The following is a 17,895-nucleotide window of genomic DNA, read 5'->3' as shown; positions in this document are numbered from 1 at the left end:
TCCTTTAAATAATTACATCTTCATCGGGCCCAATATTGCTGTCACCAAAGGGTGCCATGGCGCGTTTATATATGCCATGAAGCCACGCTATGGCCATCCCGTAATTGGTGACAGGAACGCCTGCCCGGATGAATGGTCTAAGTCTATTTTTTAGCTGGCGGGGTGTGACCATGCACCCTCCGCATTGGATTACTAAAGCATAGTCGGTAACAGATTGTGGAATAGGATCAAGGCCGGATATCACTTCAAATGAAAGGTCTTTGCCGGTATGGTTTCTTATCCACCGGGGTATTTTTATTCGGCCGATGTCATCACACGATACATGGTGTGAGCAATTCTCCAGCAAAAGAACCTTGTCGCCATCCTTTAGTTTCGAAATGAAGGGTGTACCTTGCCTGTAATATTCAAAATCCCCTTTTAAGCGCGCCAAAAGAATGCTGAAACTTGTCAGCGGAATATCAGCAGGGATTGAGGCGTCTGCCTTGGGAAATACTTGTGAGTCGGTTATTGCCAGTGCCGGTTTTATTCCTGTTTTCGATAAAAAGGTGTCTACTTCCCGTTCTTTTAATACCACACAAACTGCGTCGTTGTCCAGTACATCTCTTATGGTTTGAACCTGGGGCAAGATTAGGCGGCCGGATGGTGCTTCCATATCAATGGGCGTGATAAGCAAAACTATATCCCCGTGTTGAATAAGGTCTCCAACAATTGTCGGGGTTTTGAGCGCTGATTCAGGAACTGATTGTTTTATGGCATTTATGATCGGGTCGGTGGACGATTGTGAGGAAAATCTGACGAAATATTTGGCACCGCTTTGTTGGTAGCTTTTTTCGGTTTGGCTCTCTGCTTTCTTTAAATCTTCCTTGTTGTGAATTACAATAAAAGGCAGATCCCGCTCATTAAAGGCGTTTATCAGTGTTTTCTCAGCCTCCCCATATTGATTTTCGGTAATAACTAAAATGGCTAAATCAATCCAGTCAATGGTTTGATAGGATTTGGAAACTCTTTTAGAACCCAGGGTTCCTATATCATCTATTCCGGCTGTGTCTACAAATACAACCGGCCCAAAATCGGTGATCTCAAATGACTTTTTTACCGGGTCGGTGGTTGTCCCCGGTGTGGAGGATATAATCGCTATTTCTTGACCCGACAGACAATTGATGATGGTACTTTTCCCATTATTCCTTCTGCCATATATACCAATATACGGTTGTCTATCCCTGCCCATACCTTTTTAGACGGTAAAATAATCAAAATTTCATCACCCTGGCAATATCTTTTCCTTCAATATAGGAAAAAAGTCCGCTTTAAAAATGAAATTTCTCTGCCCAATTAATTTGTTTATGTAACCTGTTAGGGCATTATTCGTAAGTTACCGCGTATCACTTAAGCCTCTGATCTTGATAGTTTCAATATACCCTGAGTTAATTTGAGCTTGAATGGTTTTGTTGGTTGCCGAATGTTTTATTGGCTTTAATATGATATTATATGCTTACCTGGCCTAATCCCAATATTTATAGCTTTTTGTATACGAATTTTTTTTAATGTTTGTCAGGTCTGTTTCGCTTTAAAGGCTGGGTGTGAATATTTTAGAAAATAGGTAATTTATGAATGATAGAATTTGTTTGTTGTTGATAATGATTAGTTTAAGTCTGAATATGATAGGCCAAACCTATGAAGAATCTCCTTCAGACTTCTTTTTTTCCGATGCTGCAGATGAAATGTCCATATTGATGGCACCCTCTTTTATATCTACCGGAATGAGCGAGACTTTTGCTACGATATCCCATTCAGGTGATGAATTTTATTGCTGTATAAAGAGTGGCTTTGACCAGTCAGTTATTGTTGGCATTCGTTTTGAAGATGGTTTTTGGACTTTCCCGGAGGTGTTGTCATTTTCGGGTGAATATACCGATTTGAGTCCGTTTGTTACTCCTGATGGACAATATCTTTATTTTGTTTCCGACCGTCCTCGAAATGATTCCACGGAAATAAAAAATTTTAATATCTGGCGGTGTCCCCGAAAAACAGACAATAGTTGGGGTGCTCCTGAACTAATCGGGTTTAGCTCTGATTCAGGAAATGAGCTATCGGTTTCTGTAGATCGTGCAGGTAATGTCTATTTTAGTGCCGATTACGAGCGTCAAGGGCTCTCATTGGACCCAAATGTTCAGGATATTTATTGGGTCAAAAAAGAGGCTGATGGGGCATGGGGACCCATTCAAAAATTAGGAGGAGAGATAAATACCGATGCTATAGAGCAGACACCTGCCATTTCGCCTGATGGAAAAACTTTGGTTTTCAGTTCTATGAGGAGTGGCGGTAAGGGTTCGGCCGATTTATATGTCTCCTTCTTTCAAGATGGGCAATGGAGTCCAGCTGTTAATTTAGGCGAGGGAATTAATACAGGTGCCTACGAATGGTGTCCTGCTTTTTCCGGTGATGGTAAATGGCTTCTGTTTTCCAGTAATTTGAAAAATCCCAGACCCGAAAAGGTTGATTACCGTAACCTGAAAAAATGGTTGTTAGGACATGGTAATGGGGCGTTTGACATCCGTTATATAAAGGCAGCTGCCATTAACCATAGACTCGGGCATGAGAAGTAAAATAATATTTTGGATAACTGGATAGTCATTCGGCATTAGTGTACCACTAAAGACTGTTGACTAATCACTAAAAACTTTTCTGCCTGTGCTTTCTGCCTAAACACTTTTATACATCTTCTTGTTGTGCCCAACTTTCTTGGTCATGCTCGTTTCATTTCCCTATTGAACTTGATTCCAGGTATCAGAGTTTAAATCCTTTAAACTGAAACCTCTTGCTGTCAGTGAAGCCGGGTTCAAGATTTGTTGAATCTTCTCGGTTGATAATATGTTCAGTTGTTGATTGCTTTCAAATATATCAATCCCTTCTTCTTTCATGTGTTGGGCCAGCATTTGTGCCTTTTTATGGCCTATAAAGGGGACTAATGCAGTAGTGATGGCCGGGTTTTTAAAAATTTCAGACTGCTCCTTTCCCGGGTGAATGGTTAATTGCCGAAGCATGCTGTTGGCCAGGCTATAACAGCCCGAAGATAATAACCTGAAACTTTCAATAAATGCACAACCGATAATGGGCAAATAGGCGTTGAGATCCAGACAACCCTGAGAGGCAAGGCTTGATATGAGTTGGTCATTTGCGTAAACTTTATGACTGACAGATATCATATATTCCGAGATTACGGGGTTAACCTTGCCTGGTATGATGGAACTGCCCATCTGTCGTTGTGGTATCCTTACAGATTGATGGATGTATAAATCGGAACTTAATAGTCTTAAATCACTGGCAATTTTTTCCAAATTTACTGCCAAAGCTTTTAATATTCCGTGTGCTTCCACCAAATCGTCATGGTTCATGGTTGCATCCGCCGGGTTTTCGGCTGATGTTAACGGCATTCCGGTAATCTCACGTAATTCTTTGGGAACCTGTTGAATGAAATAGCGGGGGATTCCCATTCCGGTTCCGGTAGCTCCGCCGCCTATATTGATTCTTTTAAGCCTTTCCCTGATTCTGCTGGTGCGCCACCAGTCACGCGATAGTGCATCATTGTAACTGCCCAAAAGGTAACCGTAAGTTGAGGGAACAGCTTGCTGCATTTGTGTGTAGGCTTGGCGCAATAGGTTGCCGAAACTCTTTTCTAGCGACTCCATAGCATTCCTTACCTCATTTATGGCTTTTTCCAGAGAGGAAGCCAGGTCAATCAGGACAATATGCAGTGCGGTCGGAATAACATCGTTGGTGGATTGATAAATGTTGGCATGGTCCAAGGGATCTATTAGGTGGTAATCGCCAGGTTTATGACCGATTAAAATTAGTGCTCTGTTGGCAATAATCTCATTAATATTCATATTAATACTGGTGCCGGCACCTCCTTGAACTGCCGGTACTATGAAATGTTCAAAATGTTTACCCTGGCTAACTTCTCCGGCTGCTTTTTTTAAAGCTTCAATCGTTGCATCAGGCATCCATTGGTGCCCCTCTGGAGCCGATAATCCTTTTTTTATGGCTGTGTTGCAAAACTTTTCATATGTCTTGTAACAGGCTAATTTCACAAGGCCTATTGCCTGATACCAATCCACCGGGAAAAGCGTGGAATTGTCGAAGTTTTCACGTGCTCGTAAAGCATGGATGCCGAAAAGATGATCGTCAGCAATTTCTTTTTTCCCTAAAAAATCTTCTTCAATACGCATCCCTCATATTTTTAAGTAAGCGGCATGGAGTAGGTCCTAACATCGGCTTCAGTAATGGTATCCCCGCAAAGTATGAGCAGCCGTTCAATAACATTTCGAAATTCTCTTATGTTCCCTGTCCAGTTGATGTCTTGTAAGGCTTTGATCGCTGACGCATCAAATGATTTGGGTTGAATTCCTAATTCCTGGCAGATTATTTTGTTGAAATAATCGGTTAATAACGGTATATCATCTTTCCTTTCGTTGAGTGAGGGGACTCTGATAATGATTACGCTGAGACGGTGGTATAAGTCCTCCCGAAAATTTCCGTTTTTGATTTCATCCTGCAAGTTTTTATTGGTAGCGGCCAAAACTCTAACATCAACTTTAATATCTTTATCGCTGCCCACTCTGGAAATAATGTTTTCCTGAAGTGCACGTAATACTTTTGCCTGAGCGGCCAGGCTCATATCACCTATTTCGTCCAGAAAGATGGTACCCCCATTGGCTTGTTCAAATTTTCCTTTTCGTTGTTTGTGGGCTGATGTGAAAGCCCCTTTTTCGTGGCCAAAGAGCTCACTTTCTATAAGTTCAGAAGGTATGGCTGCACAGTTGACTTCAACAAAAGGTTTTCCGGCACGATGGCTTTTTTCATGTAACCAGCGTGCCACCAGTTCTTTGCCTGTTCCGTTTTCGCCGGTGATAAGAACCCTTGCATCGGTAGGTGCCACTTTGTCGATCATGGCTTTCACTTTTTTCATGGGTTCCGATTCACCTATCATGTCGTAGGTTTTACTTACTTTGCGGCGCAGGATTTTTGTTTCGGTGACCAGCTCTTTTTTGTCGAGGCCATTACGAATGGTTACCAGTAACCGGTTTAAATCAAGGGGTTTCTCAATGAAATCGTAAGCGCCTTTTTTTATCGCTTCAACAGCCGTATCAATATTACCGTGCCCTGATATCATAATTACCGGAACATCAGGCGACGTTTCCATCATCTTTTCCAATACTTCCATGCCATCCATCTCCGGCATTTTTATATCCAACAATACGGCATCAAACTTATGAGCAGCAAATTGCTCCAACCCTTCTATGCCATTCTCGGCCAGCACTACTTCATGCTTCTCATATTCCAGAATATCCTTGAGCGTATTTCGAATACTTTTGTGGTCGTCAATAACAAGTATTTTGGACATAACTCAATTATTTTCGGTTTACATCTGTTGATGGGTGAAAAATATATGGTCTTATTTTAATTTTTTATTGGCTAAAAGCATTGGATTGGGTACTTTTCAGTTTCAACGTCCTTATTTATCATTATTTGTATTTGGATCTTTGTCCCTTATTTTTTGTTTATGGGCGGGTAAAGCTAATGAAAGGGGCGGGTAATGCTTATAACTGACTAGAGATAATTTGTAAGATAGCCCCCTCTTTTAACGAAAAAGCGCATTGCCATACTTCTTTAATTTTTAATTCTTCAATAATATATTGAATGATAATACATGCAGGGATAATACTGTCGACCCGATGGGGTTCCATACCAGGGATTACTTTTCGATGATCAGAGTCAGAGGCAATCAATTCACTATGAAGTCGAAGTAATCGTTCGTGATCCAATAACATTGTGGAGAGCTTGGATATGTCGAGAAGTGGATAATATTTTTTGCTCAAAATTGCTGCTAATGTATCAAATGAGCCGGATGATCCCACCAGTTTTTTAACGGGGAATTTTTTTACTGCTTCACAAAGGCTTGTCAGTTCTTTTTTTAGGTGTTTCTGAATAGCTTTGATTTCATCCTCGGTAATAGGATCTGAGGGTGTGAATTGTTCCAACAAGCGGGTAACACCTATTTCAAAACTTCGTTTCCAGGCCACCCCATAGCGGTTGGCAATGATAAATTCGATGCTGCCACCACCTATGTCCATTATTAAAACATGATTTTCATCTAGCGGGAAGACCTGTTTTACCCCGTCGAAAATGGTTTGTGCCTCTTCGTCACCTTGAATGATACGAATGGATAGTCCCAGCTCTTCCTTGACTCTCTTTACAAATACATGCCCGTTATTGGCACTTCTAATGGCCGAGGTGGCAAAACAAAAAATACTATCTACCTGATATTCAGAAATAGTTATAAGATGCATCTTTAATGCATCAATACCGCGTTCCATGGCTTCAGGGGTAATGGTAGATTTATGGATTCCCCCTTGACCGAGTTTGGCCGGATATTTAGATTCAAGAAGAATATTATAACTCTTGTTTGGATTAATCTCGGTAATGAGCAAATTAAATGTATTCGTTCCTAAGTCAATGATGGCAATTCTGTTGTGATCCATAATTTGTCTTGAGATATCTTTCAAAGGTACAAATAATCATTTTTATGTGATCCTATCATCCTTGATTTATTTCTGAAATTAGCATGATGTTATTTTAATTTTTTGTGATAAATCAAAAAAGCCATACCGAGTAACTCAATGTCTGAAGAATCTACGGTATGGCTTTAAATTATAATTAGCCTTTTAACAACAAGATAGAATTCACCTATTTCATTGGTCTGACGGAAGTGGAAATTAGTTTTTTGCCATAAGTCAGTAGTCTCTGCTGTAACATACACTAATGACTATTATTGACTTTTCACTAATCACAAAATTACCCCCCCTTTGCCTGTTCACTTCTGCTTTTGTCTTTTTATTTCTTGTTGTGGTAACCATTGTTCGTCATGCTCGTTTCATGGCAACTGGTTGATTATATTTTAATCTGAGTATCTAATCCATTTCCAGATTTCTTTATAATCAACTTTTTTGCCATACATTAAAATTCCTGTTCGATAGATTTTTCCGGCCAGCCAGGTGGTGAAAATAAATCCGGCCACCAATAGGAACATGGATAGGAGTAGCTCCCATAATGGCACTTCAAAAGGTACTCTTGCCATCATTACTATCGGCGAAGTTAAAGGAATAATGCTAAACCAAAAGGCAATCTCACTTCCGGGATTACGAAAAGTCATCATGGCGACATATAAGGCAATGATGATTGGTATGGTTATGGGCAACATAAATTGTTGCTGATCGCTTTCATGGTCTATGGCTCCGCCTATAGCCGCAAACAAAGCGCTGTAGAGCAAATAACCACCAAAGAAATAGAACAGGAACAATAAGAGGGTTTTACCCGGCTCCAGGCTTTTAATCATCTCCATAATATTGTTAAACTGGAGCTCTTTAGATGTCGGGGTAGTCACCTGATCGCTATTCTCTAGGTTTTGCAATAACTCGGTTTGCGGGCGACTTGCGTCCGGAAGGGGTGAATCGTTGAAAAAGACGGATTTTACTCCCGTTACTATTAACATGGTGAGTACCACCCATAACAATATTTGTGTAAGAGCAACCAATGCCAGTCCAATGATTTTACCCATCATCAGCTGAAATGGCTTGACAGAGGAGACAATCACTTCTACTATTCGTGAGGTCTTTTCTTCCATCACTCCGCGCATCACCTGCGCCCCATAAATGAAGATAAACATGTAGGATATGAAGGCAAAAGCCATGCTAATGATCATGGTTAATTCGGCAGAGCTTTGTTTTTCAGTACCGTCGTCACCTATTTTAACAGTGGATATTTTGAGGTCTATATTTTCGAGGTCATCGATTATTTTGTCTAGCCCGGAGATGTCATAAGAAGTGAGTTTCGACTCTTTCAGATATTGAATAAGGCTTCGACGTACGTGGTCTTTAACATCCATAGTGATCTGGGAGTCGCTATAAAGGCTAATGGCATCAGGTTTTTCCAATAAGTTGTCGGAAATCACCAAAAAAGCGTAATATCCCGACTCCGAAAAATTCTGGCGAACTTCTTGTTCGTTTTGATTGTTTAAAAATTCAAATTTCAATAGTGGGGTGTCACTAATTTGTTCGCTGTAGAGCCCCGTTTCATCAATAACGGCAATAATTTTGGTTTCATCATCTTCGAGGGATGCCAGCCACGCCGGGATGACCATCATAGCCGCAAATAGTATCGGCCCCAGAATCGACATGATGATGAAACTTTTCTTCCGAACTCGGGTAAGATATTCTCTTTCTATTATTAACGATATTTTACTCATGATTTCTGATTTTGAGTAGAGAGATCTTTCTGATTTACTACTTGAATGAATATATCATTCATGCTGGGTAACAACTCCTGGCAGCTATGAATGTGGCATTTCGGCATTATGGACTGCAGTACATGGTTGAGTGACTGATCTTCACCGGTTTTTACCTCGGCGGTATAATGATTATCAATTGCCTCTAATCGGTGCAGTGAAAATTGTTCATTCAAAATCTTTTTTACTGCTTGAGCATTACCAGAAAAATCGATCTTCACCAGATGCTGACTGAATTTCCGACGAACCTCTTCGGTAGGGCCTTCCAACATCGATTTCCCATTGTTGATAAGCGTAATATGATCGCATAACTCCTCAACTGAGGCCATATTGTGGGTTGAAAATATTATGGTAGCCCCTCTCTCTTTTAATTTTAAAATCTCGTTTTTTAACAAGGCAGCATTAACGGGGTCAAAACCGCTGAAGGGTTCATCAAAAATCAAGAGGGAGGGTTCATGAAGAACGGTGACGATAAACTGTACTTTCTGAGCCATCCCTTTCGACAACTCTTCCACCTTTTTATCCCACCATGCTTGGATCTCAAATTTTTCAAACCAATATTTTAGCCGCTTCATGGCATCTTTACGCGACAGACCTTTGAGCCGTGCCAAATAGATGGCTTGTTCGCCCACTTTCATCTTTTTATAAAGGCCCCTTTCTTCAGGCAGGTACCCGAAATCTCGGATATCGGAGGATTTTAGCTCATGTCCATTAACCAATAAGGTGCCTTCATCGGGGCCTGTAATACGGTTAATGATGCGAATAAGAGTGGTTTTACCGGCACCATTGGGACCCAACAGGCCGTAAATGCTGTTTTGTGGTATTGCAATATCTACTTTGTCAAGGGCAAGATGATTAACAAAACGTTTGACTATGCCCCTGGCTTCTAAAAAGGCCATATTATTTTAATTTTATAATTGACTGGTAAAAGTAATTAAATTAACCTTTGTGGCAAAGGAATGAATATATTTCAGGAATTAAAAGGCAAGAAAAGCTAGTAGGAACTTAATGTGAGGTACCAATTTCCGGATAGTTTATGCAATTTAGGGTGGGTTAAGGCATAAACCAATTACTTTACCTCCCGCGTGGGATTAAAACAATGCCATAGGCATGTTCAATAAAACGAAAGTAATTGTAGAGCCTGTAATTTAGTTCAAGGCCATAATCGACACTTGGATCATAATCGATGTAGGTTTCATAGAAGTTTCCGTAACGCGACGGATGGTTGTGCCGGTGGTTCCATTCGGTGACGTAACGGTGGTTCCAGTTTTCATAATATTGCTGCGAATAAAAATTGGCGGGTGGTTGAGTAGCAAGCCATGATTCATACCTTGGATCCAGAACAATAAGTTCGTATTCAACCGAATCTTCACCAGGGACATTGGCATTCTTTTCCAATTTTAATTTAGGCGCTGTGTCTGTGGCTTTTTGGGTTGATGAACAGGCAGGCAGGAAAAGGCCCAAAAGGGCCCCCAGAATCAAAAGCATTCCCCAGATAAAATTTGCAATCTTTTTCATGGTTGAAATCTTGAAGTGATATGTTTTATATCCCGATCTATTTATCCTAATTTGTTGCAATTACTCTAAATTAAGAGTAATAAGCCGTAAAATCAATACGTGTTTTTGTTATACCAGCTAATACAAACTTTTTATCTTGAAATTCAAAAATGATTGGCTGGGCTTTGTGTCAATGCTTCGAAATGAAAAAATATCTGGTTGATTGTCATGCAATTGATGTGCCAATATGATGTTTTTGCCGAAACCTTGCTGCAGCGATGTAATGGCCTTCGCTTCTTGCCGAAACTTTGCTGCAGCGATGTAATGGCCTTCGCTTCTTGCCGAAACTTTGCTGCAGCGATGTAATGGCCTTCGCTCCTTCCCGAAACCTTGCTGCAGCGATGTAATAGCTTTCGCTTCTTGCCGAAACCTTGCTGCAGCGATGTAATAGCTTTCGCTCCTTGCCGAAACCTTGCTGCAGCGATGTAATGGCCTTCGCTTCTTGCCGAAACTTTGCTGCAGCGATGTAATGGCCTTCGCTCCTTGCCGAAACTTTGCTGCAGCGTTGTAATAGCTTTCGCTTCTTGCCGAAACTTTGCTGCAGCGTTGCAAAGGCATTCGCTCCTTGCCGAAATTTTCCTGCAGCGAAGTAATAATCTTCGGAACGAATCGAATTTCCTGTTATAGAAATCCTTTGGTAGAAGGGAGCTGCCTGTTCAAAGGGTCTTTTCGTATGGCTGCTTTTATGGCTCGTGCCAGTGCTTTAAAGATAGCTTCTATTTTATGGTGTTCATTTTTTCCTTTGGCTTTAATATAAATGTTGGCAGCGGCGGCATCGGCCAGACTTTTAAAGAAATGATAAAACATTTCGGTGGGTAAGTCGCCCACTTTTTCTCTTTTGAATTTAGCTTTCCAGACCAACCATGGACGCCCGCCAAAATCAATGGCCACATGCGCCATACAATCGTCCATGGGCAATGAAAAACCATAACGTTCTATTCCCCGTTTGTCGCCCAATGCTTTTTTCAGGGCCTCGCCCAACGCCAGGGCCGTATCCTCGATGGTATGGTGTTCATCCACATGGAGGTCGCCCGTAACCTTTATTTGGAGGTCACAACCCGAGTGTCGGCCTATTTGTTCGAGCATGTGGTCGAAGAAACCGAGGCCTGTACTTATGTCACAGCTGCCTGTGCCGTCGAGGTTGAGGGTGACTTTAATTTTAGTTTCGGAGGTGTTGCGCTCAACGGTGACTTGGCGTTCTTTAGTAAAGAGATAGTCGGCAATCTCCTCCCAACGGGTAGAACAGAGAACACAATAATTTTTAAGGTTCTGTTCCTCGAGGAGGGGGATAGCTTCTTCAGGCTTTTTCATGAGGATTGCTTTGCATCCCATATTTTTGGCCAGCTCCACGTCGGTCAACCGGTCGCCAATGACAAAGGAGTTGTCCAGATCATAGTTCCCCGACAGATAATCTTTAAGCATTCCGGTGCGTGGCTTGCGTGTCGGGGCATTATCTTCGGGGAAGGAGCGGTCGATGTGAATGGCCGAAAACTGGATGCCTTCGCCTTTTAATGTTTCCAGCATTTTATTGTGAGCCGGCCAGAAGGTCTCTTCGGGGAATGAGGGTGTCCCCAGTCCGTCCTGGTTGGTTACCATCACCAACTGGAAATCCAGATGCCGGACTATGCGGGCCAGGTTGACCATGACCCCCGGATAAAATTCCAGTTTTTCCAGACTATCTACCTGGTAATCGATGGGGGGTTCTTTTATGATGGTGCCGTCGCGGTCAATAAACAGAATACGTTTTGGTTTTTCCATAGGAATTTTCAATTTTGACGGTATATATTGTGACAAGATAGATTGGTGGCTAATGTATTATGTTGAAATATCGAAGGGTAGGATTGATGTTTTGTTATCGAATATTGTTTTCCAACCATTTGGCCAGATGATCGGTCCACTGAAAGGCCGGACTTTCTTTTCGGAAGCCGAAGCCATGACCACCCTGAGGCAGGATTATTTCATTTACCGGCACATTGTTATCTCTCAAAGCGGCGGCATAGGCGTTGGTATTGCCTACCGGTACGGCCTTGTCATCCGCAGCGTGAAGGATAAAAGTCGGAGGCGTGCTGGGCGATACTTGTTTTTCGAGCGAAAAGAGTTCGATCATTTCGGGTGAAGGTGCATCGCCAAGCAAAGCCTTTCTTGAGCCTCTGTGGGTGAGCTCATCAGTCATTGAGATTACCGGATAGATAAGAATGGAAAAATCGGGGCGGACAGCCTTTCCTTTTTTAGCGTAGGGAATTTTTTTGTTGAAAAGAGTGGAGGCCGATGCAGCCAGGTGTCCGCCGGCCGAAAAGCCCATGATGCCTACTTTTTGGGCATCGACGCCAACCGATTTGGCCATTTTTCGAACCAAACGGATGGCTTGACGGGCATCGGCCATAGGGATGAATGTGGCCTGCTCAAAGAGTGTTTCGTCGGGCAATCTATATTTAAGCACAAAGGCCTGATAGCCTAACTCGGCCAGCCATTGAGCTACCTGCACCCCTTCGTGTTGGTAGGCTTCGTAGCCGTATCCCCCACCCGGACAAATGATGATGGCCGGCCTGGGCGATTCGGTTCCGGCCGAATACCACCATAATTCGGGTTTTGTAACCTTGGTGAGCATGGGTGAACCGCTGCCCGAGACGTGGCGTACCTCTTCCACTTCAACCTCTTTGTTGCCGGGAATGTTTCCTTTGTAAAGCGGGAAAACAGCATCTTGTGCCAGGCTGGTGAAAACGAACGTGGTCATCGAAATCCATATAATTAATTGCTTCATGTTGGTATGGTTTAAAAAGTTATATCCTTGATGTTTCGTGATGTCAAAACATTTTAAGGGCACTTATCAGTGTCCGGTTCTCTCGGGGGGTGCCTACGGTAATGCGCAGACATCCTTCACATAACGCCACCGATGAACGATCGCGGACAATTATCTTTTTTTCCACGAGAAAATTATAGATTTTTTTTGGGTTTTGGGTCTTTATCAAAAGAAAATTGGCATCAGAGGGAAAAATGTGCTGAACAAAGGGTAATTGTTTTAAGGCGTTGGTGAGTATCTTTTTTTCGGATAGTATCTCTTTAACCCATGCCTGCATCTGCGTATGTTTTTGGGTTATAAAATCCAAGGCGGTTTTTTGAGTCAGAATGTTAATGTTATATGGATATTTAATTTTGCTAAACGTGTTTATTATTTGCTTGTTGGCGAAAGCCATTCCCAGTCGTATGCCGGCCATTCCCCACGCTTTGGAAAAGGTTTGTAATATGATCAGCCCCGGCCAGTCGTTAAGGCGGGGGAGCCAGCTTTTTTCGGGGGCAAAATCGATATAGGCCTCGTCCATTACCACTATCCCGTCAAAACCTTTAAGGACTTCAAGGACATCCCTATCGCGGAAACAATTGCCGGTAGGATTATTGGGAGAACAAAGGAAGATGATTTTGGTGTGTTCATCCACTTGGTTGAGGACGGCTTGGGGATCGAGCTGAAAGTCGGAAGTGAGGAATGCTTTTCTGACTTCGATGTTGTTAATGTCGGCGGCCACCTGGTACATGCCGTAGGTGGGAGCTATGGAAACGATATTGTCGATGCCGGGTTCGCAAAAGGCCCGCAAAACGATATCGATGGCCTCATCACTGCCATTGCCCAGAAAAATTTTCTCTGGTGGTATGTTTTTAATGCCGGCAATATGACTTTTGAGTTCCCTTTGATAGGGGTCGGGATAGCGGTTATAGGGGGCATTGAACGGATTTTCATTGGCATCGAGAAAGACGGCCGCTTCGCCGCTGTATTCATCGCGGGCCGAGGAATAGGGTTTGAGATCCTTTATGTTGGGACGTAATAACTGTTCTAGTGGTTTCATTGCTAAACTATTTTAGTGTTGGCATATTTTGTGGCATGCTGCCGGATTATGAGACTTACAGGCGGTTTAATGATTCCTGTTTTTCTCACGGGTGATACGCTCCACTTCATGGATAAGCAGGGGAAAGGCCGGGGCAGTCATGTTGTGGCCATAACCGTCGAGCTCATATAATCGGGTTTGGGTGTGGCCCGCCACTTTCATCATACGCATCAGATAAGCATTTTCTTCATAACGTCCGAGCATTTCCAGCTCTCGGTCGCCCGTGATCAGCAACAATGGTGGTGCATCCGGCCTTACATGGTAGAGGGGTGCCAGGTCGTCAACCACCGGTTGTGTACCGGGAATTCCTCGTTCTTCCCGAATGGTGAAATGAGTGATGGTGTGCCCGCTAAAAGGTATTAAGCCGGCTATTTCATTGGCATCTACATTGAATTTAGCCAGCCAGCGTTTGTCCAAACCAACCATACTGGTGAGGTAGCCGCCGGCAGAATGTCCCGATACAAAGACCAGGGAGGAATCGCCCCCGTATCGGTGGATGTTTTTGATGGTCCAGGCCACAGCTGCTGCGGCATCTTCAATGTATCTGGGCGCTTTGACCTTGGGATACAACCGGTAATTGACCCCAACGACACAGATCCCTTTGTTTTTTAATGCCTCCGGTATTTCTTTGTGCCCCTGGGTTAGCCCGCCCCCGTGAAACCATACTATGGTGCTGAAACCTTTTTTGTTGACAGGATAGTAGATATCCAAAACACATCGTTCGTTTATATAGTCATTCGAACGGTTGATGTCTTCGGAATAGTAATGGATATTTGAATCGGTTTGGTATCCAGTATTCTGCTGTGCATTGGACAACTGTCCCGCTACAAGTAACAGAAAAATCAGAAATGTTGCTTTCATTCGTATATAATTTATTTAACTCATTGGCCGAATGGAACTCGCATGGCTTAATAAAATTTATACATGTCCTTTTGTGGCAACAGCCGCCATGCTCGTTTCATCAGTATAAAATTAAATTAAGTTATTGGTCTGATGGAACTGGCATGATCGTCAGTTTATACATTTTCTTTTGTGAAAAGCTTTCTTGGTCATGCTCGTTTCATTCCAATGATTTTTAATTTAGTTATTGCTTTGTGCCTATTGAATGGGAAAGTCATCATGCCTGGTCGTCAGATTTTATTTAATCGCACCGATATGGCCATTTTATGTGCTTCCAGTTGCTCTGCTTCGGCCATGGTTTCAATTATGGGTCCCAGCTTTTTGAGGCCATCTTTTGTGATTTCCTGGAAAGTAATTTTTTTGCAAAAGCTGTCGAGGTTGACACCGCTGTAAGCCCTGGCATAGCCATAGGTGGGTAGGGTGTGATTGGTTCCGGAAGCGTAGTCGCCTGCACTTTCAGGTGTGAAATGGCCTAAGAAGACCGATCCGGCATTTGTGATTTTTTCGGCAACATAATTGGGGTTACGAACCGCCAGGATTAAGTGTTCGGGAGCATATAGATTAGAAAAGTCTATCATCTCATCCAGGTTGCTTAGTAAAATAATGCGGCTGTTTTCCAGTGCCTTTTTTGCAGTATAGATACGGGGTAGACTTTTTAGCTGTTCGTTGATGGCAATGGTAACATCATTGGCTAATTGCTCGCTGTCGGTAATAAGAATAGACTGGCTATCGGGCCCATGTTCAGCCTGAGACAAAAGATCAGAAGCGACAAATTCGGGATGGGCACTTTCGTCGGCCATAACCGCTACCTCTGACGGTCCGGCAGGAAGATCAATGGCAATGCCATCCAGCGTTACCAGTTGTTTGGCTGCAGTCACAAAACTATTTCCTGGCCCAAAAATTTTGTCGACTTTAGGGATGGTTTCAGTGCCGTAGGCCATGGCTGCAATTGCCTGGGCACCCCCCACCTTGAAAATTTTTGTTACGCCTGTTAGGTGAGCCGCAAATAGAATGGCAGGGTGGATCTTTCCTTCCTTATCTGGCGGTGAACACAATACGATTTCTTTGCATCCGGCAATGGTGGCAGGAATGGCCAGCATCAGTACGGTTGAAAAGAGAGGGGCAGAGCCCCCAGGAATGTATAGACCTACCTTTTCGATGGGGGTGCTGCGTTGCCAGCATTGGACCCCCGGTGTGGTTTCAATTTTCTTTATTGGTAATTGTTGGCTTTCGTGAAAGTGACGTATGTTGATCCGTGCACTATTTATAGCACCCTTTAATTGGCTGTCAACATCTAAACATCCTTGTTTAATTTCTTCCTCAGTAACTTCGAAGTTACTCAATTCAATACCATCAAATTGAGCTGTTAATTCCTGCAAGGCTTTGTCCTTATGTTGCTTGACCGCTTGAAGAATGGGTTTTACTTTTTCCATTACTTCCTGTTGGTCGACAATGGCTCGTTGCGTGAGTTGAACCCATTGAGACGATTCCGGATAGGTGAATATTTGCATTCGTATAAAATTTACTTATTTCATTGAACTATTGGTTCTTAAAATTAGTCATTAGTGGTTAGTCGTTAGTCACTAGTTATTCAACACTAACCACTAATGACTAAAGACTAATGACTAAAGACTAAAGACTAATGACTATTGGCTAATTACTAATGACTTCTTCTGTCTTCTTCCTGTGTACTTATATTTAATGAGATTTGGGCCAATTTACAAAATCATTTTTTCAATAGGTACAATTAGTATGCCTTCAGCGCCATTTTCTTTCAGTTGTCCGATGACTTCCCAAAAATGGTCTTCCTTAATTACCGAATGTATACTTGACCAACCTTTTTGTGCCAGTGGTAATACAGTTGGACTTTTCATGCCGGGCAGAATTTTTACAATTTGTTCTACCTTGTCGTTAGGAGCATTTAAAAGAATGTATTTGTTAGAACTGGAGGCCATCACCGCATTAATGCGGAAAATCAACTGGTCGAGAATGGCTTCTTTCTCGGGAGGCAGATTTTGGGACGAGACCAATACTGCTTCCGAGTCCATGACTTTTTCCACCTCTTTCAGGTGGTTGGCCACCAGGGTACTGCCCGAACTGACAATGTCGAAGATGGCATCGGCCAGTCCAATACCGGGAGCGATCTCTACGGATCCGGCAATCTCATGAATTTGAGCATTTATCCCCTTTTTTGAAAAGAAATCTTTCAATATTTTAGGATAGGAGGTAGCAACCTTTTTTTCGTTGAACCATGACAGACCCGGGTATTCTATTTCTTTGGGGATAGCCAGTGATAGCCGGCATTTGCTAAAACCCAGTTTTTTGACAGTTTTTAGTTTAAATCCTTTTTCTTTTAGTTCATTTTCTCCAACGATGCCGATATCTGCCACCTGGTCGTTCACAGTTTGTGGTATGTCATCATCGCGTAAAAAAAGTACTTCGATGGGAAATTTAGTGGCCGAAGCTACCAGGCGCCCATTGCCCAAGTTAAACTTAATACCCGCCTCGCGAAGCAGGGCATAGCTATCTTCGAATAATCGCCCTTTCTTTTGTAACGCAATACGTAGTTTTGTTTCCATTGAATAATCTTTTCCTTGTTTATTAATTTTCTTAGCAAAAAAAAAAGCTTACCAACGAGGTAAGCTTTTCTATCTTTTTATGGTACAATCAGCCCACCCTCGTCATACAACGCAGTAATGATGATGAGAATGGATGTGATGTACTGAATGAATCATAAGTAACTTTCTTTTTTATCTGTCAATTCAATGCAAAAATAGCTTCTTTTTTTGCAAAATCAAATTTTTAGGCGTTTTTCTCTTTTCCGACAAAGGTGGCATACCTTTTATCTTCTTTTTTTATATGATTCGTAATCCAGTTTTTAATGAAATTGGTTACTTCAATAGAAAGAATTAGGCGACCATTAGTATATTTTTCATAAAATTCATTGACTTTATCCATAAATTCCTGATGCTCTTTTTGATGAGCCAGAAGCCCTGGATATGCTATGGATCGCATATATTCTTCTTCATGCTTAAAGTGAGTCCGAGCATAATTGATAAGTCCTTTAATGAGTTGTGCCAGTTTTTCTTTTGGCGAGCTCTCTTGAATACCTTGATAAAACCGGTTCAGCATCTCAAAAAGACTTTGATGCTCTTTGTCGATCTCAGGATGGTTAACTGAAAATTCAGGCGTCCATTTGATTAAACTCATAATTTA

General features: G+C 42.3%; 16 protein-coding genes. 1 reads left to right on the top strand and 15 read right to left on the bottom strand.

Annotated elements, in window-relative coordinates; genetic code table 11:
* Positions 1-4: 4 nt before the first annotated feature.
* Positions 5-1,228 carry a [FeFe] hydrogenase H-cluster maturation GTPase HydF gene (hydF, locus tag BM130_RS00335; RefSeq protein WP_010527272.1) on the bottom strand — a complete coding sequence of 408 codons (1,224 nt, stop codon included), beginning with the start codon at positions 1,226-1,228 and terminating at the stop codon, positions 5-7.
* 379 nt (positions 1,229-1,607) lie between these two features.
* Between hydF and BM130_RS00330 the strand changes: the two genes are divergently transcribed.
* The gene (locus tag BM130_RS00330; protein WP_010527273.1) at positions 1,608-2,606 is read left to right on the top strand and encodes a TolB family protein; all 999 of its coding nucleotides are present in this window, start codon (positions 1,608-1,610) and stop codon (positions 2,604-2,606) included.
* Between the two features lie 159 nt (positions 2,607-2,765).
* On the opposite strand, the gene BM130_RS00325 is transcribed toward BM130_RS00330, so the two are convergent.
* From BM130_RS00325 to BM130_RS00260, 14 genes are all read right to left on the bottom strand, one after another.
* On the bottom strand, positions 2,766-4,229 hold the full coding sequence (locus tag BM130_RS00325; protein WP_010527274.1) for a lyase family protein: 1,464 nt from the start codon (positions 4,227-4,229) through the stop codon (positions 2,766-2,768).
* Between the two features lie 11 nt (positions 4,230-4,240).
* Entirely contained in the window at positions 4,241-5,404 is a 1,164-nt protein-coding gene (locus BM130_RS00320; protein WP_010527275.1) for a sigma-54-dependent transcriptional regulator, read from the bottom strand.
* A gap of 196 nt (positions 5,405-5,600) precedes the next feature.
* Positions 5,601-6,542, bottom strand: a complete 942-nt coding sequence (locus BM130_RS00315) for a Ppx/GppA phosphatase family protein (protein ID WP_010527276.1) — start codon at positions 6,540-6,542, stop codon at positions 5,601-5,603.
* Between the two features lie 416 nt (positions 6,543-6,958).
* Complete coding sequence (locus BM130_RS00310; RefSeq protein WP_010527277.1) at positions 6,959-8,305, bottom strand: ABC transporter permease; 1,347 nt, start codon at positions 8,303-8,305, stop codon at positions 6,959-6,961.
* Positions 8,302-9,243: an ABC transporter ATP-binding protein gene (locus BM130_RS00305; RefSeq protein WP_010527278.1), complete on the bottom strand. Its 942-nt coding sequence runs from the start codon at positions 9,241-9,243 to the stop codon at positions 8,302-8,304. The genes BM130_RS00310 and BM130_RS00305 overlap by 4 nt, the downstream gene beginning before the upstream one ends.
* Before the next feature lie 175 nt (positions 9,244-9,418).
* Positions 9,419-9,862 (bottom strand): DUF6146 family protein, encoded by a 444-nt coding sequence (locus tag BM130_RS00300; RefSeq protein WP_010527279.1) that lies wholly within the window; start codon positions 9,860-9,862, stop codon positions 9,419-9,421.
* Between the two features lie 117 nt (positions 9,863-9,979).
* Positions 9,980-10,459, bottom strand: a complete 480-nt coding sequence (locus BM130_RS00295; protein ID WP_074964205.1) for a hypothetical protein — start codon at positions 10,457-10,459, stop codon at positions 9,980-9,982.
* 63 nt (positions 10,460-10,522) lie between these two features.
* The gene (gene hisB, locus BM130_RS00290; protein WP_010527280.1) at positions 10,523-11,659 is read right to left on the bottom strand and encodes a bifunctional histidinol-phosphatase/imidazoleglycerol-phosphate dehydratase HisB; all 1,137 of its coding nucleotides are present in this window, start codon (positions 11,657-11,659) and stop codon (positions 10,523-10,525) included.
* 94 nt (positions 11,660-11,753) lie between these two features.
* Positions 11,754-12,662: an alpha/beta hydrolase gene (locus BM130_RS00285; protein ID WP_010527281.1), complete on the bottom strand. Its 909-nt coding sequence runs from the start codon at positions 12,660-12,662 to the stop codon at positions 11,754-11,756.
* Positions 12,663-12,705: 43 nt separating this feature from the next.
* Entirely contained in the window at positions 12,706-13,740 is a 1,035-nt protein-coding gene (hisC, locus tag BM130_RS00280) for a histidinol-phosphate transaminase (RefSeq protein WP_010527282.1), read from the bottom strand.
* A gap of 66 nt (positions 13,741-13,806) precedes the next feature.
* Entirely contained in the window at positions 13,807-14,640 is an 834-nt protein-coding gene (locus BM130_RS00275) for an alpha/beta hydrolase (RefSeq protein WP_010527283.1), read from the bottom strand.
* Between the two features lie 269 nt (positions 14,641-14,909).
* Positions 14,910-16,190, bottom strand: a complete 1,281-nt coding sequence (hisD, locus tag BM130_RS00270; RefSeq protein ID WP_010527284.1) for a histidinol dehydrogenase — start codon at positions 16,188-16,190, stop codon at positions 14,910-14,912.
* Between the two features lie 207 nt (positions 16,191-16,397).
* Positions 16,398-17,258: an ATP phosphoribosyltransferase gene (gene hisG, locus BM130_RS00265; protein WP_010527285.1), complete on the bottom strand. Its 861-nt coding sequence runs from the start codon at positions 17,256-17,258 to the stop codon at positions 16,398-16,400.
* Positions 17,259-17,481: 223 nt separating this feature from the next.
* Positions 17,482-17,889: a bacteriohemerythrin gene (locus BM130_RS00260; protein WP_010527286.1), complete on the bottom strand. Its 408-nt coding sequence runs from the start codon at positions 17,887-17,889 to the stop codon at positions 17,482-17,484.
* Between the last annotated feature and the right edge of the window lie 6 nt (positions 17,890-17,895).

It is taken from the genome of Thermophagus xiamenensis (genome assembly GCF_900112795.1).
In the GTDB taxonomy this organism is placed as follows: domain Bacteria; phylum Bacteroidota; class Bacteroidia; order Bacteroidales; family Marinilabiliaceae; genus Thermophagus; species Thermophagus xiamenensis.
The sequence above is the reverse complement of the archived record's forward strand: the minus strand, read 5'-3'. Positions and strand labels throughout refer to the sequence as shown.

Bases quoted from the DNA above. Each gene is read 5' to 3' on its own strand.
- BM130_RS00260 (WP_010527286.1), bottom strand. From the start codon at position 17,889: ATGAGTTTAATCAAATGGACGCCTGAATTTTCAGTTAACCATCCTGAG.
- hisB (WP_010527280.1), bottom strand. From the start codon at position 11,659: ATGGAAAAACCAAAACGTATTCTGTTTATTGACCGCGACGGCACCATC.
- BM130_RS00315 (WP_010527276.1), bottom strand. From the start codon at position 6,542: ATGGATCACAACAGAATTGCCATCATTGACTTAGGAACGAATACATTT.
- BM130_RS00300 (WP_010527279.1), bottom strand. From the start codon at position 9,862: ATGAAAAAGATTGCAAATTTTATCTGGGGAATGCTTTTGATTCTGGGG.
- BM130_RS00295 (WP_074964205.1), bottom strand. From the start codon at position 10,459: ATGCCTTTGCAACGCTGCAGCAAAGTTTCGGCAAGAAGCGAAAGCTAT.
- BM130_RS00325 (WP_010527274.1), bottom strand. From the start codon at position 4,229: ATGCGTATTGAAGAAGATTTTTTAGGGAAAAAAGAAATTGCTGACGAT.
- BM130_RS00310 (WP_010527277.1), bottom strand. From the start codon at position 8,305: ATGAGTAAAATATCGTTAATAATAGAAAGAGAATATCTTACCCGAGTT.
- hisD (WP_010527284.1), bottom strand. From the start codon at position 16,190: ATGCAAATATTCACCTATCCGGAATCGTCTCAATGGGTTCAACTCACG.
- hydF (WP_010527272.1), bottom strand. From the start codon at position 1,228: ATGGGCAGGGATAGACAACCGTATATTGGTATATATGGCAGAAGGAAT.
- BM130_RS00275 (WP_010527283.1), bottom strand. From the start codon at position 14,640: ATGAAAGCAACATTTCTGATTTTTCTGTTACTTGTAGCGGGACAGTTG.
- BM130_RS00285 (WP_010527281.1), bottom strand. From the start codon at position 12,662: ATGAAGCAATTAATTATATGGATTTCGATGACCACGTTCGTTTTCACC.
- BM130_RS00305 (WP_010527278.1), bottom strand. From the start codon at position 9,243: ATGGCCTTTTTAGAAGCCAGGGGCATAGTCAAACGTTTTGTTAATCAT.
- hisG (WP_010527285.1), bottom strand. From the start codon at position 17,258: ATGGAAACAAAACTACGTATTGCGTTACAAAAGAAAGGGCGATTATTC.
- hisC (WP_010527282.1), bottom strand. From the start codon at position 13,740: ATGAAACCACTAGAACAGTTATTACGTCCCAACATAAAGGATCTCAAA.
- BM130_RS00320 (WP_010527275.1), bottom strand. From the start codon at position 5,404: ATGTCCAAAATACTTGTTATTGACGACCACAAAAGTATTCGAAATACG.
- BM130_RS00330 (WP_010527273.1), top strand. From the start codon at position 1,608: ATGAATGATAGAATTTGTTTGTTGTTGATAATGATTAGTTTAAGTCTG.